Consider the following 19,441-nt stretch of genomic DNA (forward strand, 5'->3'; position numbering starts at 1 on the left):
CTTAGTGAGCGGTTTCCGCGTGGCTCATGTCCATGCCTTCCATACCTTCATGCGCGCTGTGCTCGCCTTCAGGCTGGGTCATGTCCATGCTCTTGCCGTGATCCATAAATTTGCCAATGACATCTTTGAACAAATCAGGTTTCACATTAGAGAAGTACTCCACCTTGTTGTATTCGCTAGGTGCAGCCACTTTTTCGAACGCCGCCATGTCAGACATGGTGTTTGGAGACTGCTTCGCTTTTTCAACCCACTGGTCGAAAGCGGCACGGTCTGGCGTTGCAATAGCTTTGAACTTCATACCTGAGAAGCCCGGGCCGCTATAGCTGGCGGAGATACCATCATAGGTGCCTGCTTCATTCGCGATCAGATGCAGGTTAGTCTGCATACCGGCCATCGCGTAGATCTGGCTACCCAGACGTGGGATGAAGAAGGAGTTCATTACGGAGTTGGAGGTCACTTTGAACTGAACCGGAGTGTTCGCCGGGAAGGCGATTTCATTCACGGTAGCAATACCCTGCTCTGGATAGATGAAGAACCATTTCCAGTCCATGGAGACCACTTCAATGGTAATAGGTTTCTCATCGTGAACCAGTGGTTTGCTTGGCTCAAGTGCGTGAGTGGTTTTCCAGGTCAGTACGGCAAGGAACAGGATGATCAGAATAGGTACCGTCCAGACCACAGCTTCCACTTTATTGGAGTGTGACCAGTTAGGGCTATACTTCGCATCTTTATTGCTCGCACGATACTTCCAGGCGAAACCAACAGCCATCAAAATGGCAGGAATAACCACAATCAACATCAGGCCAAAAGCCGTCAGTATCAGTGAACGTTGTTCCAGTCCAATCTGTCCTTTGGGGTCTAGTAGTGCAGAATCGCAGCCACTGAGTAATACAGTGCCCGCGAATAATGACAACCATCCCAAACTTTTATTGTATTTCCCGAGTCTCATTTAACGACCTCAATTCCACGGAGTCTGGTGGCGTTTAAAGTGTGGGGGCATTTTACGGGAAGGTTACATTACTGTAAACATCATTAGGCCTGTGTCAGGAAGGTGTTACCGGGTTCTGCCGCACGTGTCACAAGTGTTGCAAATTATGTCGGTTTTTATGACAGAAGCCGCATGGCGTGGGCTTTATAACGAAAGGACCCCCAAGCATACCCTAAAAGGGACAATTGGTATAACCATTGTTAAAAATAAACAAAAAATTAACAATTAATTATCAATAAAAAGACATCTAAAAAACGAAAAATCAAACTATCGGATGCTGAATCGTTTAATGAAAAATAGCGTTTTGGAACTGGAGCCAATAATTTCCAAATCCTATCCCGCACAAAACAACAAATATTTTTTTGGGGGGGCGCTGGCTATTTCGCCGTTATAATTTCGGTTAGTGATTACAACGGGAAATAACCTTTCGCATTTTTCTTCAGGTCATCTGCGTTTTACGCAACGCCATGAAATCGAGCAGACCCCCGGTCAGGATCCCGGCAATAGCCAGCAGGGCGCCCGCGTCCAGAAGAAGCGCTTCGAACGGGAGTGCCAGTGACGTGCTGGCGTTAATAATCAGCACCACAAGCCAGAGTGCCAGAGCAACGCAGCCCACCATTAACAGACGTAACGCAAAACGGTAGGCGGTATGATATTCGGTGCGCGGCATAAAGTGTTCGGTCCGCTGCGTATATTCCAGCGTCTGACGGCAGACCAGCAGCAATAAAATTCCCGGCACGGCAGCCACGACAGAGAAGAGATAAAACGTTGGCCAGCCGTGGGCTTCCACGAACCAGCCCGCAATCGGTCCAACGTACACGCGACCCACGGCAGAGAGCGCCGAGAGCAACGCAAACTGCGTAGCGGAAAATGATTTATTGCAAAGCGTCATCAACAGGGCAACAAATGCCGCGGTGCCCATGCCGCCGCAGAGGTTCTCGAAGAATACCGCCGCGGCCATGCTGATCATATGTTTATCGGTAATCGACAGCAGCCAGTAGCCCGCGTTAGAGGCTCCCTGAAGGATGCCGAAAATCAGCAGTGCGCGAAACAGGGTCAGGCGCTGCATCAGCACGCCGCCATACAGCGCGCCCACAATCGTCGCAAACAGTCCCAGCGTTTTGTTTACCACACCCACTTCACCGGCATCAAAACCGACACCGCGTATCAGGAAGGTGGTGGTCAGGCTCATGGCGAACGCATCCCCCAGCTTATAAAGGACGATGAGCAGCAGGATCAGCCAGGCATTGTTGCGACCAAAAAAGTCGCGCAGCGGTTCGGCCACGGCCTGCTCCAGCGAGCGGGGGACCGGAATGACATCGCTCGGTTCGGGAGCAAAGATCGTCGCGATAATGCACGGGATAAGCAGGGCGGCCATCAGCCAGTACATACCCTGCCAGCCGAGGTAACGGTCAGCCAGCCACAGTGCCAGTCCCCCGGAGACCAGCATCCCGAGGCGATAGCCCAGCACGCTGATCGCGGCACCGGCGCCGCGCTCTTCCGCAGGCAAAACGTCCGTCTTCCAGGCGTCAAAGACAATATCCTGGGAGGCGGAACAGAAGGCAATCACGACCGCAAGTGCGGCCATCCAGCGAAGCTGTGTGGTCGGCTCAAGAAAACCCATCGCCGCAATGGCCAGCAGCAGCAAGACTTGCGTCATCACTAACCAGCCGCGACGACGTCCCAGGAAAGGTGGCGTGTAGCGATCCATGACCGGAGACCACAGGAACTTAAAGACATAGGCCTGACCGACAAGCGAGAAGAAACCGATGGTTTTGAGATCGATATTTTCGACCGTCATCCACGCCTGAAGCGTGCCGGAGGTGAGCGCGAGAGGTAAACCCGAGGCAAAGCCGAGGATCAGCAGAATCGCTGATTTCGGTTGCTGGAAAATGCGTAAGTAATGGCTGGACATGTTCTTATGAACTGACCCGGTGAAGCACCGGGTCAGTCGGCAGGATTAACGTGCGTTCTGCTTGATGAAGTCGTGGATGCTGGTGTCCTGCGCCATGTCGGAAATGGTATCCGTCAGCACGCTGTTAACCGCATCAGCAATATTTTTATTCGATGCCTGGAACGCGCCTTCGACAGAGTAGCTCGCACGGTAGTTTTTGGTCATCTTATTACCGTTTTTCGCGGTAGCAATGATGGCGATATCCGCTTTGGTCGCGATGTTGTAACGCACGTTGCCCTGAGACACGTCTGCGTACAGGTTGTTAACGATGATCTGCAGATCAACCGCACCGCTTGGGCCAATCATATAGCCGCGAGCGGTCATTTGCTTCTCAAGCACTTCCTGCAGCAGGAAGCGCAGGTCGCGGGACGCGGTCAGAGTCACCTGCTGGTTATCGCGGGTCACTTTTGCCAGAGCCTGGTCCTGACGCTGATCGGCACCGTTAATGCTCACGGTGACGCCCATCAGGCTTGGATCCTGTTGAGGCAGCGTAATTTTGGGTGAGACATCAATGGTGGTAGGCGGGGTTGCACAGCCTGCCAGCATAAAAAGGGCTACCAACGGAAAGAAGAGTTTTTTTAACATTTTCGGGTTCTCAACGAATCGTAAGCATATAAAGAGAAAAATTGCCGTCATCATAACATCGCCAACGGCGAGGGGAAGTGGTCAACGCATGTAAATTCATCGCCTTGTCCGAAAACTGACCAGCTTACCCAATTTCCCCTCTCGCGAATGATGAAAGGTATGAGTCTCGCAGTGAACTTCATTCGTTTGAATGAGAAAATCAGACGAAAGCTAAATATTTGTTGTCAAGGTGTAATGGAAACGGTAAAAGCGGCTAACATTTAAAGGGATGGGTGACATCCTGGCGTTGTCGGAGGAGTAATTTCATGATGATACGTGAGCAGATAGAAGATAAATTAAGGGCAGCGTTCAACCCTGTGTTCCTCGAAGTCGTCGACGAGAGCTATCGTCATAACGTGCCGGCAGGTTCTGAAAGCCACTTTAAAGTGGTTCTGGTTAGCGATCGCTTCACGGGAGAACGTTTCCTGAACCGACACCGCTTGATCTACAGCACCTTGACGGAAGAACTCTCCACCACCGTGCATGCGCTGGCACTGCATACCTACACCATTAAGGAATGGGAAGGCTTGCAGGATACGGTTTTCGCATCACCGCCGTGTCGCGGTGCAGGCACCATCGCCTGATAAATCGGATTTGCAACGGCTGGAGCTTTTCCAGTATGTTGCTTACAGATTTCCTCAAAACGGCCTCCGGGCCGTTTTGTTTTGTCTGAGTTTTGAGCGGATGGAGCGATTTTAAGGCTAAAAATAGCCTTAAAGTGTGAAAAAAGCCGCAGCAACATGCCCCAACCGTTCTCGACTCACCTAAGTGATGCCGCTATAATGCCGCGTCTTATTGAATGTCTTCGGGATGATTCTGGCGACAGGGAATGTGAATCTGCACTAAGAGAGCATCCCGGTATAACAGACAGATTCAGAGTTGACCGAGCACTGTGATTTTTTTGAGGTAACAAGATGCAAGTTTCAGTTGAAACCACTCAAGGCCTTGGCCGCCGTGTAACGATTACTATCGCTGCTGACAGCATCGAAACTGCTGTGAAAAGCGAGCTGGTCAACGTAGCAAAAAAAGTACGTATTGACGGCTTCCGTAAGGGCAAAGTTCCAATGAATGTTGTTGCTCAGCGTTATGGCGCCTCTGTGCGTCAGGATGTGCTGGGTGAACTGATGAGCCGCAACTTTATTGATGCGATCATCAAAGAAAAAATCAATCCGGCCGGCGCGCCAAACTACGTTCCAGGCGAATACAAACTGGGCGAAGACTTCACTTACTCCGTCGAGTTCGAAGTGTACCCGGAAGTTGAGCTGAAAGGTCTGGAATCTATCGAAGTTGAAAAACCGATTGTCTCCGTGACTGACGAAGATGTTGACGGCATGCTGGACACCCTGCGCAAGCAGCAGGCGAACTGGAAAGAGAAAGAAGGCGCTGTTGACGCGGAAGACCGTGTGACCATCGACTTCACCGGTTCTGTAGACGGCGAAGAGTTCGAAGGCGGCAAAGCGTCTGACTTCGTACTGGCAATGGGTCAGGGTCGTATGATCCCAGGCTTCGAAGACGGTATCAAAGGCCACAAGGCTGGCGAAGAGTTCACTATCGACGTGACCTTCCCTGAAGAATACCACGCTGAAAACCTGAAAGGTAAAGCAGCGAAGTTCGTGATCAACCTGAAGAAAGTGGAAGAGCGCGAACTGCCAGAACTGACTGAAGAATTCATCAAGCGTTTCGGCGTGGAAGATGGTTCAGTTGCTGGCCTGCGTACCGAAGTGCGTAAAAACATGGAGCGCGAGCTGAACGGTGCTGTGCGTAACCGTGTGAAATCTCAGGCGATTGAAGGTCTGGTGAAAGCGAACGACATCGACGTTCCTGCAGCCCTGATCGACAGCGAAATCGATGTGCTGCGCCGTCAGGCTGCACAGCGTTTCGGTGGCAACCAGCAGCAAGCGATGGAACTGCCACGCGAGCTGTTTGAAGAGCAAGCGAAACGTCGCGTTGTTGTTGGCCTGCTGCTGGGCGAAGTGATTCGTACCCACGAGCTGAAAGCTGACGAAGAGCGCGTGAAAGGCCTGATCGAAGAGATGGCTTCCGCATACGAAGATCCATCAGAAGTGATCGAGTTCTACGGTAAGAACAAAGAGCTGATGGACAACATGCGCAACGTCGCACTGGAAGAGCAGGCTGTTGAAGCGGTTCTGGCGAAAGCGAAAGTGACCGAAAAAGCGACCTCTTTCAACGAACTGATGAACCAGCAGGCGTAATAACGCCCTAACGGTTTAAAGTTTGACCAAAAAACCCGTTGCCCTCCGGCGACGGGTTTTTTTTATCGCAGCTTTAGTCCTGGAAGGGTGCTAAAACGCCCTTTCAGTGTTAGCGTTACAACAAAAGGTTGTTATGCTTGAAATAGGGCGTGGCGAACCCCATAAGTATGTAATCACGATGATTGAGACTGGCTGATAATCCGTCCATAAGGTTACAATCAGTACAGCAGGTGTTTTCAATTTTGAACCAGGAGACGGAAATGTCATACAGTGGCGAACGAGATAACTTTGCACCCCATATGGCGCTGGTGCCAATGGTTATTGAACAGACCTCACGTGGTGAGCGTTCTTTCGATATCTATTCCCGTCTGCTCAAGGAACGCGTTATCTTTCTGACCGGCCAGGTAGAAGACCATATGGCTAACCTGATCGTAGCGCAGATGCTGTTCCTGGAAGCGGAAAACCCGGAAAAAGACATTTACCTGTACATCAACTCGCCAGGCGGTGTGATTACGGCGGGTATGTCCATTTATGACACCATGCAATTCATCAAGCCAGATGTCAGCACGATCTGTATGGGTCAGGCTGCATCCATGGGTGCCTTCCTGTTAACCGCAGGGGCGAAAGGTAAGCGTTTCTGCCTGCCTAACTCCCGTGTGATGATTCACCAGCCGCTGGGTGGTTACCAGGGGCAGGCGACGGATATCGAAATCCACGCCCGCGAAATTCTGAAAGTAAAAGCGCGCATGAATGAACTTATGGCGCAGCATACAGGTCAATCTCTCGAGCAGATCGAGCGCGATACCGAGCGCGATCGCTTCCTCTCTGCTCCAGAGGCAGTTGAGTACGGCTTAGTCGACTCCGTATTGACCCATCGTAATTGATGCCCGCGACGCGAGTGTGCCGCTATACTAAGGTAGGGCGGCACGCTGCTTTAAGCAGTACGCGTCTTAGAATGGCATTTGCGTCGTCATGTGCGGCACAAAGAACTTAAAAAGAGGTTTGGACTCATGACAGATAAACGCAAAGATGGTTCGGGCAAACTGCTGTACTGCTCTTTTTGCGGCAAAAGCCAGCATGAAGTGCGTAAACTGATTGCCGGGCCGTCCGTGTATATCTGCGACGAATGTGTTGATTTATGTAACGACATCATTCGCGAAGAGATTAAAGAAGTTGCGCCGCACCGTGAGCGTAGCGCATTGCCAACGCCGCATGAAATTCGTCATCACCTTGACGACTATGTCATCGGACAAGAGCAGGCGAAGAAAGTGCTGGCGGTAGCGGTATATAACCACTACAAACGTCTGCGTAACGGCGACACCAGTAATGGCGTAGAACTGGGTAAAAGTAACATCCTGCTGATCGGACCGACGGGTTCCGGTAAAACGTTGCTGGCGGAAACCCTGGCGCGCCTGCTGGATGTTCCGTTTACCATGGCCGATGCCACCACCCTGACCGAAGCCGGTTATGTGGGTGAAGACGTTGAGAACATCATTCAGAAACTGCTGCAGAAGTGCGATTACGACGTACAGAAAGCACAGCGCGGCATTGTTTATATTGATGAGATCGATAAGATCTCCCGTAAATCAGACAACCCGTCCATCACCCGCGACGTGTCGGGTGAAGGCGTGCAGCAGGCGCTGCTGAAGCTGATCGAAGGTACGGTTGCCGCCGTTCCACCGCAGGGGGGGCGTAAGCATCCTCAGCAGGAGTTCCTGCAGGTTGATACCTCCAAGATCCTGTTCATCTGTGGCGGTGCGTTTGCCGGTCTGGATAAAGTCATTTCCCACCGTGTTGAAACCGGCTCCGGCATTGGTTTTGGCGCAACGGTAAAAGCCTCGTCCGAAAAACCGAACGAAGGCGAACTGCTTTCGCAGGTTGAACCTGAAGATCTGATCAAATTCGGTCTGATTCCTGAGTTCATTGGCCGTCTGCCCGTTGTGGCAACGCTGAATGAGCTGAGTGAAGAGGCGCTGATTCAGATCCTGAAAGAGCCGAAAAATGCGCTGACCAAGCAGTACCAGGCGCTGTTCAATCTGGAAGGGGTTGACCTTGAATTCCGTGACGAAGCGCTTGATGCGATTGCTAAGAAAGCGATGATCCGTAAAACCGGTGCGCGTGGTCTGCGTTCAATCGTTGAAGCGGCGCTGCTCGATACCATGTACGATCTGCCGTCGATGGAAGATGTTGAGAAAGTGGTTATCGACGAGTCCGTAATCAGCGGCCAAACCAAGCCGCTGCTGATTTACGGTAAACCGGAAGCCCAGCAGGCATCTGGCGAATAATTCACCAAATCATACAAGCAGTTAATTAAAAAGGGGGGATTTTATCTCCCCTTTACTTTTTCCGTATTCATAGCGTTGAATGTGTGGGAAACATCCCCATATACTGGATACATGTTAATGGTTATGTGAAGTACAGTGACATGACCAGCTTACCTGGCGGACACTAAACTAAGAGAGAGCTCTATGAATCCTGAGCGTTCTGAACGCATTGAAATCCCCGTATTGCCGTTGCGCGATGTGGTGGTTTATCCGCACATGGTCATACCCTTGTTTGTAGGGCGGGAAAAATCTATCCGTTGCCTCGAAGCCGCCATGGATCATGATAAAAAAATCATGCTGGTGGCACAGAAAGAAGCATCGACGGATGAGCCGGGTGTAAACGATCTTTTCACCGTCGGGACCGTGGCCTCTATTTTGCAGATGCTGAAGCTGCCTGACGGCACCGTGAAGGTGCTGGTCGAAGGGCTGCAGCGTGCGCGTATTACCACTCTGTCAGATGACGGCGAACACTTCTCTGCCAAGGCAGAGTACCTTGATTCGCCTGAGCTTGATGAGCGCGAGCAGGAAGTGCTGGTGCGCACCGCAATTAGCCAGTTTGAAGGCTATATCAAGCTGAATAAAAAAATCCCACCAGAAGTGCTGACGTCGCTGAACAGCATCGACGATCCTGCGCGTCTGGCGGACACCATCGCAGCACACATGCCGCTGAAGCTGGCTGACAAACAGTCCGTGCTGGAAATGTCCGACGTTAACGAACGTCTGGAATACCTGATGGCGATGATGGAGTCTGAAATCGATCTGCTGCAGGTTGAGAAACGTATTCGCAACCGCGTCAAAAAGCAGATGGAGAAATCTCAGCGTGAGTACTATCTGAATGAGCAAATGAAAGCGATTCAGAAAGAGCTCGGCGAGATGGACGACGCGCCGGACGAAAACGAAGCGCTGAAGCGTAAAATCGACGCGGCGAAGATGCCGAAAGAGGCGAAAGAGAAAGCCGAAGCAGAATTGCAGAAGCTGAAAATGATGTCTCCAATGTCGGCTGAAGCAACCGTCGTACGCGGCTACATTGAGTGGATGGTGCAGGTTCCGTGGAACGCCCGCAGCAAGGTCAAAAAAGACCTGCGTCAGGCGCAGGAGATCCTGGATACCGACCACTACGGCCTGGAACGCGTGAAAGACCGCATTCTTGAGTACCTCGCGGTACAAAGCCGTGTAAACAAAATCAAAGGCCCAATTCTGTGTCTGGTAGGACCGCCGGGGGTGGGTAAAACCTCTCTGGGACAGTCCATCGCCAAAGCGACCGGACGTAAGTATATCCGTATGGCGCTGGGTGGCGTACGCGATGAAGCGGAAATCCGCGGTCACCGTCGTACCTACATCGGTTCTATGCCGGGTAAACTGATCCAGAAGATGGCGAAAGTGGGCGTTAAAAACCCGCTGTTCCTGCTTGATGAGATCGACAAAATGTCTTCGGACATGCGTGGCGATCCGGCCTCTGCACTGCTGGAAGTGCTTGATCCAGAACAGAACGTGGCGTTCAGCGATCACTACCTGGAAGTGGACTACGACCTGAGCGATGTGATGTTCGTGGCAACCTCCAACTCCATGAACATACCGGCCCCGCTGCTGGACCGTATGGAAGTGATCCGCCTCTCCGGTTACACCGAAGATGAGAAGCTGAATATCGCGAAACAGCACCTGCTGCCGAAACAGATTGAGCGTAACGCACTGAAAGCCAACGAGCTGACCGTCGAGGACAGCGCGATTATCGGCATCATTCGCTATTACACCCGTGAAGCGGGCGTGCGTAGCCTTGAGCGTGAAATCTCTAAACTGTGCCGCAAGGCGGTGAAACAGCTGCTGCTGGATAAGAGCCTGAAACACATTGTGATCAACGGCGACAATCTGCATGCCTACCTGGGCGTTCAGCGCTTCGACTACGGTCGTGCGGATAATGAAAACCGCGTAGGCCAGGTGACCGGTCTGGCATGGACGGAAGTGGGCGGCGATCTGCTGACCATCGAAACCGCCTGTGTACCGGGTAAAGGCAAGCTGACCTACACCGGCTCGCTGGGTGAAGTGATGCAGGAGTCCATTCAGGCGGCGCTGACCGTGGTGCGCGCGCGCGCGGAAAAACTGGGTATTAACCCGGATTTCTACGAAAAACGCGACATCCACGTTCACGTCCCGGAAGGGGCGACGCCGAAAGATGGTCCAAGCGCGGGTATTGCCATGTGTACGGCGCTGGTCTCCTGTCTGACAGGCAACCCGGTACGCGCTGATGTGGCAATGACCGGTGAAATCACCCTGCGTGGTCAGGTTCTGCCTATCGGCGGGTTAAAAGAAAAACTGCTGGCGGCACACCGTGGTGGGATCAAAACCGTATTGATTCCTTACGAGAATAAACGCGATCTGGAAGAGATTCCGGACAACGTAATTGCCGATCTGCAGATTCATCCTGTTAAGCGAATTGAGGAAGTTCTTACTCTCGCATTGCAGAATGAGCCGTCCGGAATGCAGGTTGTAACCGCAAAATAGTGACCTCGCGCAAAGAGCGTCAATAAAAACAAGGCTGGTAAGGCATTTCGCACTTGCCAGCCTTTTTTTGTATAGCTAATTTAGATTGCTGATTAGGTCAGCCATCAACAACGGGTGTTGTAAGGTCATGGCAGGCCTGATATAACTGCTGCGCGGTCGCGTTGTGAAGGACTCAGGCGCGATATAAATTATAAAGAGAGGAAGAGAACAGTGAATAAATCTCAACTGATTGACAAAATTGCTGCTGGTGCTGATATTTCTAAAGCTGCAGCTGGACGTGCGTTAGATGCATTAATTGCTTCTGTTACTGAATCTCTGCAGGCTGGAGACGACGTTGCACTGGTAGGCTTCGGTACTTTTGCTGTTAAAGAGCGTGCTGCCCGTACTGGCCGCAACCCTCAGACCGGTAAAGAGATCACCATTGCTGCTGCTAAAGTGCCGGGTTTCCGTGCAGGTAAAGCGCTGAAAGACGCAGTAAATTGATTGCTTTCCCGTTTCAGGGAAGCCGGAAAGTACAAGGGCGCATCATTTGATGTGCCTTTTTTGTTTGTCCAGACCTGATTTGTGCGAGTTTATGCGAGTTGTGGGCTGACAATCGCCCCGTTTTCTTGTCACAATACGCCTTTACGCGCGACGGGCAGGATTTTCCGTCAGCGTCAGGTAACCAGTCACCTACAGCGGAGTGTTGTTACACCATGATGGACAGCTTACGCACGGCTGCTAACAGTCTCGTGCTCAAGATTATTTTCGGTATCATTATCGTGTCGTTCATATTGACCGGCGTGAGCAGTTACCTTATTGGCGGTGGCGCGAACTATGCCGCAAAAGTGAATGGCCAGGAGATCAGCCGTGGTCAGTTCGAGAATGCTTTTGCCGGTGAACGTAACCGTATGCAGCAACAGCTGGGCGACCAATTCTCTGAACTGGCGGCGAATGAAGGGTATATGAAGACCCTGCGCCAACAGACGCTGAACCGTCTTATCGACGAAGCGTTACTGGATCAGTATGCCAAAAAGCTGGGTCTTGGCATCAGCGATGAGCAGGTGAAAAAAGCGATCTTCGCCACTCAGGCATTCCAGTCAAACGGTAAATTCGACAACGCCCGTTACAATAGCATCGTCAACCAGATGGGCATGACGGCTGACCAATACGCTCAGGCGTTGCGTAACCAACTGACCACTCAGCAGCTTATCAATGCCGTTGTGGGCACCGATTTCATGCTCAAAGGTGAGACGGAAGAGCTGGCCGCGCTGGTGGCGCAGCAGCGCGTTGTCCGTGAAGCGACCATAGATGTTAACGCCCTGGCGGCCAAACAGCAGGTCAGCGACGCGGAACTGAACGCCTGGTACGAGCAGAACAAAAATACCTTCGTTTCTCCAGAGCAGTTCCGCGTGAGCTACATCAAGCTGGATGCTGCCGGGCTGCAGGAAACGGCGTCTGATACAGAAATTCAGTCTTACTACGATCAGCATCAGGATCAGTTCACTCAGCCGCAGCGTAACCGCTACAGCGTGATTCAGACTAAAACCGAGGCTGACGCCAAAGCGGTACTGGATGAGCTGAATAAAGGGGCTGATTTCGCCACCCTCGCGAAAGCAAAATCCACCGATATTATCTCTGCCAAAAACGGCGGTGATATGGGTTGGCTGGAAGACGCAACCACGCCGGACGAACTGAAAAATGCGGGTCTGAAAGAGAAAGGCCAGCTTTCTGGTGTCATTAAGTCTTCCGTTGGTTTCCTGGTCGCGCGTCTGGACGACATCACCGCGGCGAAAACCAAGCCGCTGGCTGACGTTCGTGATGATATCGCGGCGAAAGTGAAACAGGAAAAAGCGCTGGATGCCTACTACGCACTTCAACAGAAGGTGAGCGATGCCGCCAGCAACGACAACGAATCGCTGGCGGGTGCAGAGCAGGCTGCTGGGGTGAAAGCGGTTGAGACGGGCTGGTTTGGTCGTGATAACCTGCCGGAAGAGCTGAACTTTAAACCGGTTTCAGACGCCATCTTTAACGGTGGTCTGGTGGGCGAGAACGGTACGCCAGGCAGCAACTCTGACATCATTACCGTCGACGGTGACCGTGCGTTCGTGCTGCGCGTCAGCGAGCACAAGCCGGAAGCGGTCAAACCGCTGGCAGAAGTGAAGGATCAGGTTGCCGCTCAGGTTAAGCACAACAAAGCGGAACAGCAGGCGAAACTGGATGCTGAGAAGATTCTGGCTGATCTGAAAGCGGGCAAAGACGATGCGCTGAAAGCGGCAGGCCTGAGCTTCGGTGAAGCGAAAACGCTGAGCCGTACCGGTCAGGACCCCATCAGCCAGGCTGCGTTTGGCCTGACTCTGCCTGCGAAGGACAAACCAAGCTTCGGCACCACCACCGATATGCAGGGTAACGTTGTTCTGCTGGCGCTGGACGAAGTAAAAGCCGGTACCCTGCCAGAAGCGCAGAAGAAGGCGATGGTTCAGGGCATTACCCAGAACAATGCTCAGATTGCTTTCGAAGCCATGATGAGCAACCTGCGTAAAGATGCCAAAATCAAGCTGGGCGATGTGATGACTCAGCAGCAATAATTACGTATCTGCTCGCAGATTTTCGTAACGCTCTGCAAAAACTAAAGGCCGCTTTCGCGGCCTTTTCCATTTCTGCAATCTGCTGTTTGTAGCTGTTTTTCCGGGCGGCTATCGTGACGTGGCTGTCAACAAACAAGGAGAAAACAGCATGAAATGTGGAATCAAAGCACTGTTAATTGCGCTGGCTATTGCCACCACCGGGATGACCACGAGTGCGCTGGCCGCGACGCCCGCAGCCAAAGCACAGACGGTACAGAGCAAATCTGACGCCTCAGCGTCAGTGCAAGGGCAATCCAAAGCGGCTGATGCCGGTAAAACGGCGGATGATGACGGTACGCGGGTCAGTATCAATTCGGCCTCTGCGGAAGATCTCGCCCGCGCAATGAACGGTGTCGGCCTGAAAAAAGCACAGGCCATCGTCAGCTACCGCGAAGAGTATGGTCCTTTCAAAACTGTCGACGACCTCAAACAGGTGCCGGGCATGGGCAGCGCGCTGGTGGAGCGTAACCTCTCACACCTGACGTTGTAATCTCACAATTACTTGCACTGCGGCGATAATTTGCCAGGATAAAGAGGTCATACCAGTTATGACCTCTGATCCTATAACAACAGTAAAGGCTATTGCGCTATGCAGACAAAAATCAAAGTACGCGGTTACCACCTTGATGTTTACCAGCACGTTAACAATGCCCGCTATCTTGAGTTCCTTGAAGAAGCGCGCTGGGACGGGCTGGAAAACAGCGAAAGCTTTCAGTGGTTGAGCGCGCATAACATCGCGTTCGTGGTCGTCAATATCAACATCAACTACCGCCGCCCGGCCGTGCTGGGTGATGTACTCACGGTGACCAGTCAGGTGCAACAGCTCAACGGCAAGAGTGGTGTATTAAGCCAGGTGGTGACGCTCGATCCTGAAGGGCAGGTGGTGGCTGATGCACTGATCACCTTTGTCTGTATCGATCTGAAAACCCAGAAGGCTCTGCCGCTGGAAGGGGCATTGCGGGAGAAGCTGGAGCTGATGATCGTTTAGAAATTTTGTCTTTTATAAAAGACAAAACGTTTTTCCAGGGATAGAATCATGGACAGGGACTACGTTGTTGAACGCTACCGTACCCGTGACGGAAAAGTGCCATTTGAGGAGTGGGTAGCGAAGATGAAGCGAAAGGATCCGGAATTAGTGTTTCGGATTCTTTTGCGAATTGACCGTGCAGAGAAAGGGAACTTCGGCGATTACCGGTATCTCAGAGATGGTATCTGGGAATTGAAAATTGATTGTGGTCCCGGATATCGAATCTATTTTGCAGTACAACATCGGGAGATCCTATTGTTGCTGATTGGGGGTGACAAAAAGAGTCAAAGGACCGATGTGAAACTGGCAATTGATTACTGGAATGACCATCAAAAGGAGAAATCCGATGAGCAAAAGCGAACGAAAATTCTCTAGCTCCGTCAGTCACGATGAAGCCGTCGTAAAAATGCTTCGCGAAAACCCTTCCTACGCTCAGCTATATCTGCAGGTTGCGTTGGATGAGATTTATGAAGACCAGGGAATCCCTGCATACTTAATCGCGCTAAGACGTGTTATCGAATCCCGCGGTGGCATAGGTGAAATTGCTGCCAAATCCGGTCTGTCCCGCCAACAGTTATACCGAACCTTATCTGACAACGGTAACCCAACGCTGACGACGCTAATGAAAGTGACTCGTGCTGCCGGCGTAAAACTGTTCGACAGCACGGTTAAGTAGCGTTATTTAAGCCCGGTCTTTTGCTTCATTGCGGCCATCACGCCAACTTTATCGGCCAGATAGTGGTTCAGCCCGTTAGCGCGAAGATTACAGGCCGCGCACTGGCCGCAACCGTCGCCTTTGATGCCGTTATAGCAGGTGAGGGTTTCACTGCGAACCAGATCCAGCTTGCCCCAGTAGTCCGCCAGGGCCCAGGTTTCGGCTTTATCCAGCCACATCAACGGCGTCTCAAAGCGCGTCTCTTTCGCCATGCCCAGATTGACGGCGTGGTTTAATGCTTTCACGAATTCGTCACGGCAGTCCGGGTAGCCGGAGAAGTCTGTTTCGCATACGCCAGTGATTACCGCTTCGGCTTTCACCTGGTAGGCGTAGATCGCCGTCAGGGTCAGAAACAGAATATTGCGGCCCGGTACGAAGGTATTCGGAATGCCGCTGGCATCGGGTTCATAATCCGGTACAGGAATGCTGTCGCGGGTGAGGCTACTGACAGCCAGTTCATTTAACAGCGTAACGTCCAGCACCTTGTGCGCGCGTGCCCCCAGTTTGAGGGCCAGTTCACGGGCAACGTCGATTTCAGCTCGGTGGCGCTGACCATAATCAAAGGTCACACAGTGAACTTCATCATACTGATGAAGGGCCTGAACCAGGCAAGTAGTAGAGTCTTGTCCTCCGCTGAACACGACGACGGCACGTTTCATAAATCATCTCAACAGTTACGGTAAAAACGTTATGTTACCGCCTGGCTACGGCGGCGACCAGCTTCTTCACGATTTGGGGGCAGGCAGCCAGGCTTCGGTAAAATCAAACCAGCCGCGGGTGTTAAGGCGTATCCCGTTTACGCCTGGCGGCGCGCTGATTTGATACTGATAATTAAAGAGCGGCGTCAACACCGCATCCTCCATTAAGCGGCTGAAAATGGCTTGCAGCCCCGCGTGTCGGTCCCGGGACTCGGCTTGCGCCTGCACCGCATCCAGCGTGGCTTGCAAATGGGCGTAAGCCGGTGCGCTTAACACATGCGGCCACAGCGCATCACAGCGGAGCCACTGCTCAAGCGTATACGCTGGCGCTTCACCAATCAGCTTATCTCCCATCATGATGTCTGCATCGGCAAGCTGCTGGCATCCATCCCACGTCTTCGCGTCGTGAAAGATGACGGTCAATTCACAACCCTGCAGGGCGAGGTACTCCTTCAACTGGCTGGCCATGGTGTGAAGCTCTACGGGCAGATGATAAACCAGCGTCAACGCCTCAGGGAGGGCAATGTCCGTCAAATCAGGCCATTCCGGGATTGTCCAGCCGGGAAGCAGTTCATGAGTTGGCGTGATGAGCCCTTCGTTGAGCGGAAGCGTGTGCAGAAGCCTGGAGAGATGAATGATATTAATCAGCCGCTTTGCCTGGATCTCACTCAGCCGCGCGCTCTGTTTCAGCGTGAGATAACAGAAGCCCAGGCTGGTGCTGCTGCTCACCAGCCGCAGGCTTTCGAGCTCATCGGCCTCGCCAATGGCGATTTGCACCGGGTGGCGACAGCTGGTACCCAGCCTGTAATCAAAAAGCTGGGGAGTGATCCAGTACTCGATGGCCTTAAGCAGCGGATGACTCAGGTGGTATTGCTCATGGCTTTCCAGGCGTACCAGGTCGGGCTCAAAGAGGGTCAGCCGGAAGGGACCACTGCCGACGACCGGGCGATCGGGATGCGCCAGACGGCTACAGTAGGTTGCCAGCCTGTGCGCCAGCCAGTAGTCCGGTTGATGTAAAACAAACGTCAGACATTGCGAATGTGTGGTTTCGACAGACAAGACGCTCTGAAAAAGCGTTCGCATGATGGGCTGCGCTAACAACGCCGTCAGGCTTCGCTGGAGTTGCGCCGTTTCTATTTTATCGCCGTCATGCCAGTGCAGCGTGGAGCGAATATAGAAATGCCAGCGCAGCCCGTCAGCAGAGACCTCCCAGTGATGCGCCAGATCGCCGGTGGGTTCACTGCTGTTACCGTTAAATCGCGTCAAGCCTGAGAACACCTGTCCTGCCAGATGTTGCTCGGCCCGGCCCGGTAAAAAACCCGGCTGAAGGGGTTCCAGCGAGCGATAGTAGGGGATGCGCAGCGTCGGCGTGTCGTTTTGCCATTGCCCACCCAAAAACGGATGCAGTAACGAACGCAGCTCGTCAGGCGCAAGCTGGGCCAGTTCCAGCGCGTTATGCTGCTGTCCGCTCTTCAGTGCTTCTTCCATCATCATATTGCGCAGCGACTCAGGGGTGGCATGGAACGTCAGTTCGCCGCGCTTGCCGCGACCAGACTGCGCGCGCCAGCTCAGCCAGCCCGCCTCCTGAGCCTGACGCAGCAGCGTTCGGACATGCCGCTCGCTACAAAAACAGCGGGCTGCCAGCTCGCTGATAGTGACCTGCTGCGTCGCACCTTCGGACGGCTGCCATAAACGGTGATACTGGTTAAGACGGTTAAGCTGACGCATAGAAACCCGGAACAATAATTATCATCTATTCACTATTACTTCCGTATATCTCACCTGATACTGATGCACAAGCTAATCGCATCACATTTCAGGAGTCATCATGGCCCGCCTCGCTGCATTTGATATGGACGGCACGCTGTTAATGCCGGATCACCGTCTGGGAGAGAAAACGCTGAGTGCCCTGAAGCGCCTGCGCGAGCGAGATGTCACTCTGACATTTGCCACCGGCCGACATGTTCTGGAGATGCGCCATTTACTGGGCGCGTTTTCTCTTGATGCTTTTCTGATCACCGGAAACGGAACGCGCATTCACACCGTCGAAGGGGAGGTACTGCACCGTCAGGATCTTAACCCGGAAGTGGCGGATATCGTCCTGCACAGCACCTGGGACACACAGGCCAGTGTCCACGTTTTTAACGATCAAGGCTGGTTTACCGGAAGCGAAATCCCCGAGTTACTGCATGCGCATGTCTATAGCGGTTTTAAATATCAGCTTATCGATCTGCGCCGGATCCCCGCCCACGCGGTGACCAAGATCTGCTTCTGTGGCGATCACGACGATCTGCGACGCCTGCGCATCCAGTTAAATGAGGCGCTCGGCAACCGGGCGCATCTGACCTTCTCGGCGGTAGATTGTCTGGAAGTATTACCCGTGGGCTGTAACAAAGGTTCCGCCCTGGCGGTACTGAGCGACCATCTGGGCTTAACGCTGCAGGATTGTATGGCATTTGGCGACGCCATGAATGACCGAGAGATGCTGGGCAGCGTGGGGCGCGGCTTGATTATGGGGAATGCGATGCCGCAGCTGATTGCCGAGCTTCCTCATCTGCCCGTTATCGGACACTGCGGTAACGAAGCGGTGTCCCATTTTTTGACTCATTGGCTGGACAACAACAACCTCCCTTATTCCCCCGAATAGCGAGCGCCTTCCAGCAAGCCAGACGTCGGTCTGGCTTTTTTTTATTTCAGCAGCTGTGCAATCTGCACTTTCCACGGCGTGATGTCGCCGATGTTAGCCTGTACCCATTCTGCATTGTAGTAGGTCTCAAGGTAGCGCTCGCCGCTGTCGCACAGCAGCGTGACGATGGAGCCGGTACGCCCTTCCTCACGCATGCGTGCCGCCAGCTGCAGTGCGCCCCACATATTGGTGCCTGTCGATGCCCCGACTTTGCGGCCAAGCTGGGTTTCCAGCCAGTGTGCGGTTGCCACGCTGGCGGCATCCGGCACGCGCAGCATTTCATCCACTACATCTGGGATGAATGACGGTTCCACGCGCGGGCGGCCAATTCCTTCAATTTTACTGCCTGACGGGCTGCGAAGATCGGCATCGCGGCTCTGCCAGTAGTCGAGGAACACCGAGTTTTGCGGGTCAACCACCATCAGTTGGGTATCGTAGCCCTGACAGCGAATGTAGCGTCCTATGGTGGCTGAGGTGCCACCGGTACCGGCGCTCATCACAATGTACGACGGCACGGGGTGCGGCTCGTGGGTCATCTGGCGGAAAATACTGTCAGCGATGTTGTTATTGCCGCGCCAGTCCGTTGCGCGTTCGGCGAAGGTAAACTGGTCCATATAGTGACCGTTGAGCTCACGGGCCAGCATTTCAGAGGCGGCGTAGATTTCGCAGGCACTCTCAACGAAGTGGCAGCGACCGCCGTAAAATTCGATCTGCTCGATTTTGCGTTTTGCAGTGCAGGAGGGCATCACCGCGATAAACGGCAGGCCCAGCAGGCGGGCAAAATAGGCTTCGGACACGGCGGTTGAACCGGACGAGGATTCAATAATGGGAGTGCCTTCTTTGATCCAGCCGTTACATAAACCGTATAAAAACAGTGAGCGCGCCAGGCGATGCTTCAGGCTGCCGGTCGGATGGGTGCTTTCATCCTTAAGATAGAGCTGAATACCGTCAAATCCCGGCAGGGAAAGGCGGATCAGGTGGGTATCCGCCGAACGCTGGTAGTCGGCATTGATTTCGCTGATGGCATGTTTAACCCAGGTGCTATTCATCGTAATTATCCGTTTGTCATTTTGTGCCCAGCATAGCGAAAAGCACAGAAAAAATTGT

At 52.9% G+C, this 19,441-nt stretch carries 18 protein-coding genes; 12 read left to right on the forward strand and 6 right to left on the reverse strand.

Features of this window, described 5'->3' with window-relative positions; genetic code table 11:
* Window position 1: 1 nt before the first annotated feature.
* The 3 genes from cyoA to ACMGGM_RS18255 form a co-directional block, all read right to left on the reverse strand.
* Window positions 2-949: a cytochrome o ubiquinol oxidase subunit II gene (gene cyoA, locus ACMGGM_RS18245; RefSeq protein WP_014882770.1), complete on the reverse strand. Its 948-nt coding sequence runs from the start codon at window positions 947-949 to the stop codon at window positions 2-4.
* 478 nt (window positions 950-1,427) lie between these two features.
* A complete protein-coding gene (gene ampG / locus ACMGGM_RS18250) occupies window positions 1,428-2,903 on the reverse strand; it encodes a muropeptide MFS transporter AmpG (RefSeq protein ID WP_023332233.1) in 1,476 nt (491 codons plus the stop codon).
* Window positions 2,904-2,948: 45 nt separating this feature from the next.
* Entirely contained in the window at window positions 2,949-3,527 is a 579-nt protein-coding gene (locus ACMGGM_RS18255) for a lipoprotein (RefSeq protein WP_014882772.1), read from the reverse strand.
* 305 nt (window positions 3,528-3,832) lie between these two features.
* Here ACMGGM_RS18255 and bolA point away from each other — a divergent pair, with 305 nt between their 5' ends.
* The 11 genes from bolA (at window position 3,833) to ACMGGM_RS18310 (ending at window position 14,911) form a co-directional block, all read left to right on the forward strand.
* Window positions 3,833-4,150, forward strand: a complete 318-nt coding sequence (gene bolA / locus ACMGGM_RS18260) for a transcriptional regulator BolA (RefSeq protein WP_013095855.1) — start codon at window positions 3,833-3,835, stop codon at window positions 4,148-4,150.
* Window positions 4,151-4,480: 330 nt separating this feature from the next.
* On the forward strand, window positions 4,481-5,779 hold the full coding sequence (tig, locus tag ACMGGM_RS18265) for a trigger factor (RefSeq protein WP_014882773.1): 1,299 nt from the start codon (window positions 4,481-4,483) through the stop codon (window positions 5,777-5,779).
* Between the two features lie 260 nt (window positions 5,780-6,039).
* On the forward strand, window positions 6,040-6,663 hold the full coding sequence (clpP, locus tag ACMGGM_RS18270; RefSeq protein ID WP_014069126.1) for an ATP-dependent Clp endopeptidase proteolytic subunit ClpP: 624 nt from the start codon (window positions 6,040-6,042) through the stop codon (window positions 6,661-6,663).
* A 126-nt stretch (window positions 6,664-6,789) separates the two neighbouring features.
* Window positions 6,790-8,064 (forward strand): ATP-dependent protease ATP-binding subunit ClpX, encoded by a 1,275-nt coding sequence (gene clpX / locus ACMGGM_RS18275; RefSeq protein WP_014882774.1) that lies wholly within the window; start codon window positions 6,790-6,792, stop codon window positions 8,062-8,064.
* A gap of 183 nt (window positions 8,065-8,247) precedes the next feature.
* Entirely contained in the window at window positions 8,248-10,602 is a 2,355-nt protein-coding gene (gene lon, locus ACMGGM_RS18280; RefSeq protein ID WP_014882775.1) for an endopeptidase La, read from the forward strand.
* 210 nt (window positions 10,603-10,812) lie between these two features.
* Window positions 10,813-11,085, forward strand: coding sequence for a nucleoid-associated protein HU-beta (gene hupB / locus ACMGGM_RS18285; RefSeq protein WP_002444653.1), 273 nt, complete (start codon window positions 10,813-10,815; stop codon window positions 11,083-11,085).
* A gap of 212 nt (window positions 11,086-11,297) precedes the next feature.
* Window positions 11,298-13,169 (forward strand): peptidylprolyl isomerase, encoded by a 1,872-nt coding sequence (gene ppiD / locus ACMGGM_RS18290; protein WP_023332234.1) that lies wholly within the window; start codon window positions 11,298-11,300, stop codon window positions 13,167-13,169.
* A gap of 148 nt (window positions 13,170-13,317) precedes the next feature.
* The gene (locus tag ACMGGM_RS18295) at window positions 13,318-13,698 is read left to right on the forward strand and encodes a helix-hairpin-helix domain-containing protein (protein ID WP_014882777.1); all 381 of its coding nucleotides are present in this window, start codon (window positions 13,318-13,320) and stop codon (window positions 13,696-13,698) included.
* Window positions 13,699-13,797: 99 nt separating this feature from the next.
* Complete coding sequence (locus ACMGGM_RS18300) at window positions 13,798-14,196, forward strand: YbgC/FadM family acyl-CoA thioesterase (RefSeq protein ID WP_023336819.1); 399 nt, start codon at window positions 13,798-13,800, stop codon at window positions 14,194-14,196.
* A 48-nt stretch (window positions 14,197-14,244) separates the two neighbouring features.
* On the forward strand, window positions 14,245-14,610 hold the full coding sequence (locus ACMGGM_RS18305; RefSeq protein WP_023336820.1) for a type II toxin-antitoxin system RelE/ParE family toxin: 366 nt from the start codon (window positions 14,245-14,247) through the stop codon (window positions 14,608-14,610).
* Window positions 14,582-14,911, forward strand: a complete 330-nt coding sequence (locus ACMGGM_RS18310) for an addiction module antidote protein (protein WP_014882780.1) — start codon at window positions 14,582-14,584, stop codon at window positions 14,909-14,911. Before ACMGGM_RS18305 ends, ACMGGM_RS18310 begins: the two co-directional genes overlap by 29 nt.
* A 2-nt stretch (window positions 14,912-14,913) precedes the next feature.
* Here ACMGGM_RS18310 and queC read toward each other — a convergent pair whose 3' ends face one another.
* Together queC and ACMGGM_RS18320 are read right to left on the reverse strand one after the other, a co-directional pair.
* Window positions 14,914-15,609, reverse strand: a complete 696-nt coding sequence (gene queC, locus ACMGGM_RS18315; RefSeq protein ID WP_023332238.1) for a 7-cyano-7-deazaguanine synthase QueC — start codon at window positions 15,607-15,609, stop codon at window positions 14,914-14,916.
* Window positions 15,610-15,675: 66 nt separating this feature from the next.
* Complete coding sequence (locus ACMGGM_RS18320) at window positions 15,676-17,376, reverse strand: SgrR family transcriptional regulator (protein WP_045134718.1); 1,701 nt, start codon at window positions 17,374-17,376, stop codon at window positions 15,676-15,678.
* A gap of 100 nt (window positions 17,377-17,476) precedes the next feature.
* Here ACMGGM_RS18320 and cof point away from each other — a divergent pair, with 100 nt between their 5' ends.
* A complete protein-coding gene (gene cof, locus ACMGGM_RS18325; RefSeq protein ID WP_014882783.1) occupies window positions 17,477-18,295 on the forward strand; it encodes an HMP-PP phosphatase in 819 nt (272 codons plus the stop codon).
* Window positions 18,296-18,336: 41 nt separating this feature from the next.
* Here cof and ACMGGM_RS18330 read toward each other — a convergent pair whose 3' ends face one another.
* Window positions 18,337-19,383: a PLP-dependent cysteine synthase family protein gene (locus ACMGGM_RS18330; RefSeq protein WP_045134719.1), complete on the reverse strand. Its 1,047-nt coding sequence runs from the start codon at window positions 19,381-19,383 to the stop codon at window positions 18,337-18,339.
* Window positions 19,384-19,441 lie beyond the last annotated feature (58 nt).

Source organism: Enterobacter sp. BNK-14 (assembly GCF_047456095.1).
Lineage (GTDB): Bacteria > Pseudomonadota > Gammaproteobacteria > Enterobacterales > Enterobacteriaceae > Enterobacter > Enterobacter kobei.

Bases quoted from the DNA above. Each gene is read 5' to 3' on its own strand.
- lon (WP_014882775.1), top strand. From the start codon at position 8,248: ATGAATCCTGAGCGTTCTGAACGCATTGAAATCCCCGTATTGCCGTTG.
- ACMGGM_RS18310 (WP_014882780.1), top strand. From the start codon at position 14,582: ATGAGCAAAAGCGAACGAAAATTCTCTAGCTCCGTCAGTCACGATGAA.
- tig (WP_014882773.1), top strand. From the start codon at position 4,481: ATGCAAGTTTCAGTTGAAACCACTCAAGGCCTTGGCCGCCGTGTAACG.
- ACMGGM_RS18255 (WP_014882772.1), bottom strand. From the start codon at position 3,527: ATGTTAAAAAAACTCTTCTTTCCGTTGGTAGCCCTTTTTATGCTGGCA.
- clpX (WP_014882774.1), top strand. From the start codon at position 6,790: ATGACAGATAAACGCAAAGATGGTTCGGGCAAACTGCTGTACTGCTCT.
- ACMGGM_RS18330 (WP_045134719.1), bottom strand. From the start codon at position 19,383: ATGAATAGCACCTGGGTTAAACATGCCATCAGCGAAATCAATGCCGAC.
- ACMGGM_RS18305 (WP_023336820.1), top strand. From the start codon at position 14,245: ATGGACAGGGACTACGTTGTTGAACGCTACCGTACCCGTGACGGAAAA.
- bolA (WP_013095855.1), top strand. From the start codon at position 3,833: ATGATGATACGTGAGCAGATAGAAGATAAATTAAGGGCAGCGTTCAAC.
- ACMGGM_RS18295 (WP_014882777.1), top strand. From the start codon at position 13,318: ATGAAATGTGGAATCAAAGCACTGTTAATTGCGCTGGCTATTGCCACC.
- clpP (WP_014069126.1), top strand. From the start codon at position 6,040: ATGTCATACAGTGGCGAACGAGATAACTTTGCACCCCATATGGCGCTG.
- cyoA (WP_014882770.1), bottom strand. From the start codon at position 949: ATGAGACTCGGGAAATACAATAAAAGTTTGGGATGGTTGTCATTATTC.
- ampG (WP_023332233.1), bottom strand. From the start codon at position 2,903: ATGTCCAGCCATTACTTACGCATTTTCCAGCAACCGAAATCAGCGATT.
- ppiD (WP_023332234.1), top strand. From the start codon at position 11,298: ATGATGGACAGCTTACGCACGGCTGCTAACAGTCTCGTGCTCAAGATT.
- cof (WP_014882783.1), top strand. From the start codon at position 17,477: ATGGCCCGCCTCGCTGCATTTGATATGGACGGCACGCTGTTAATGCCG.
- ACMGGM_RS18320 (WP_045134718.1), bottom strand. From the start codon at position 17,376: ATGCGTCAGCTTAACCGTCTTAACCAGTATCACCGTTTATGGCAGCCG.
- queC (WP_023332238.1), bottom strand. From the start codon at position 15,609: ATGAAACGTGCCGTCGTCGTGTTCAGCGGAGGACAAGACTCTACTACT.
- ACMGGM_RS18300 (WP_023336819.1), top strand. From the start codon at position 13,798: ATGCAGACAAAAATCAAAGTACGCGGTTACCACCTTGATGTTTACCAG.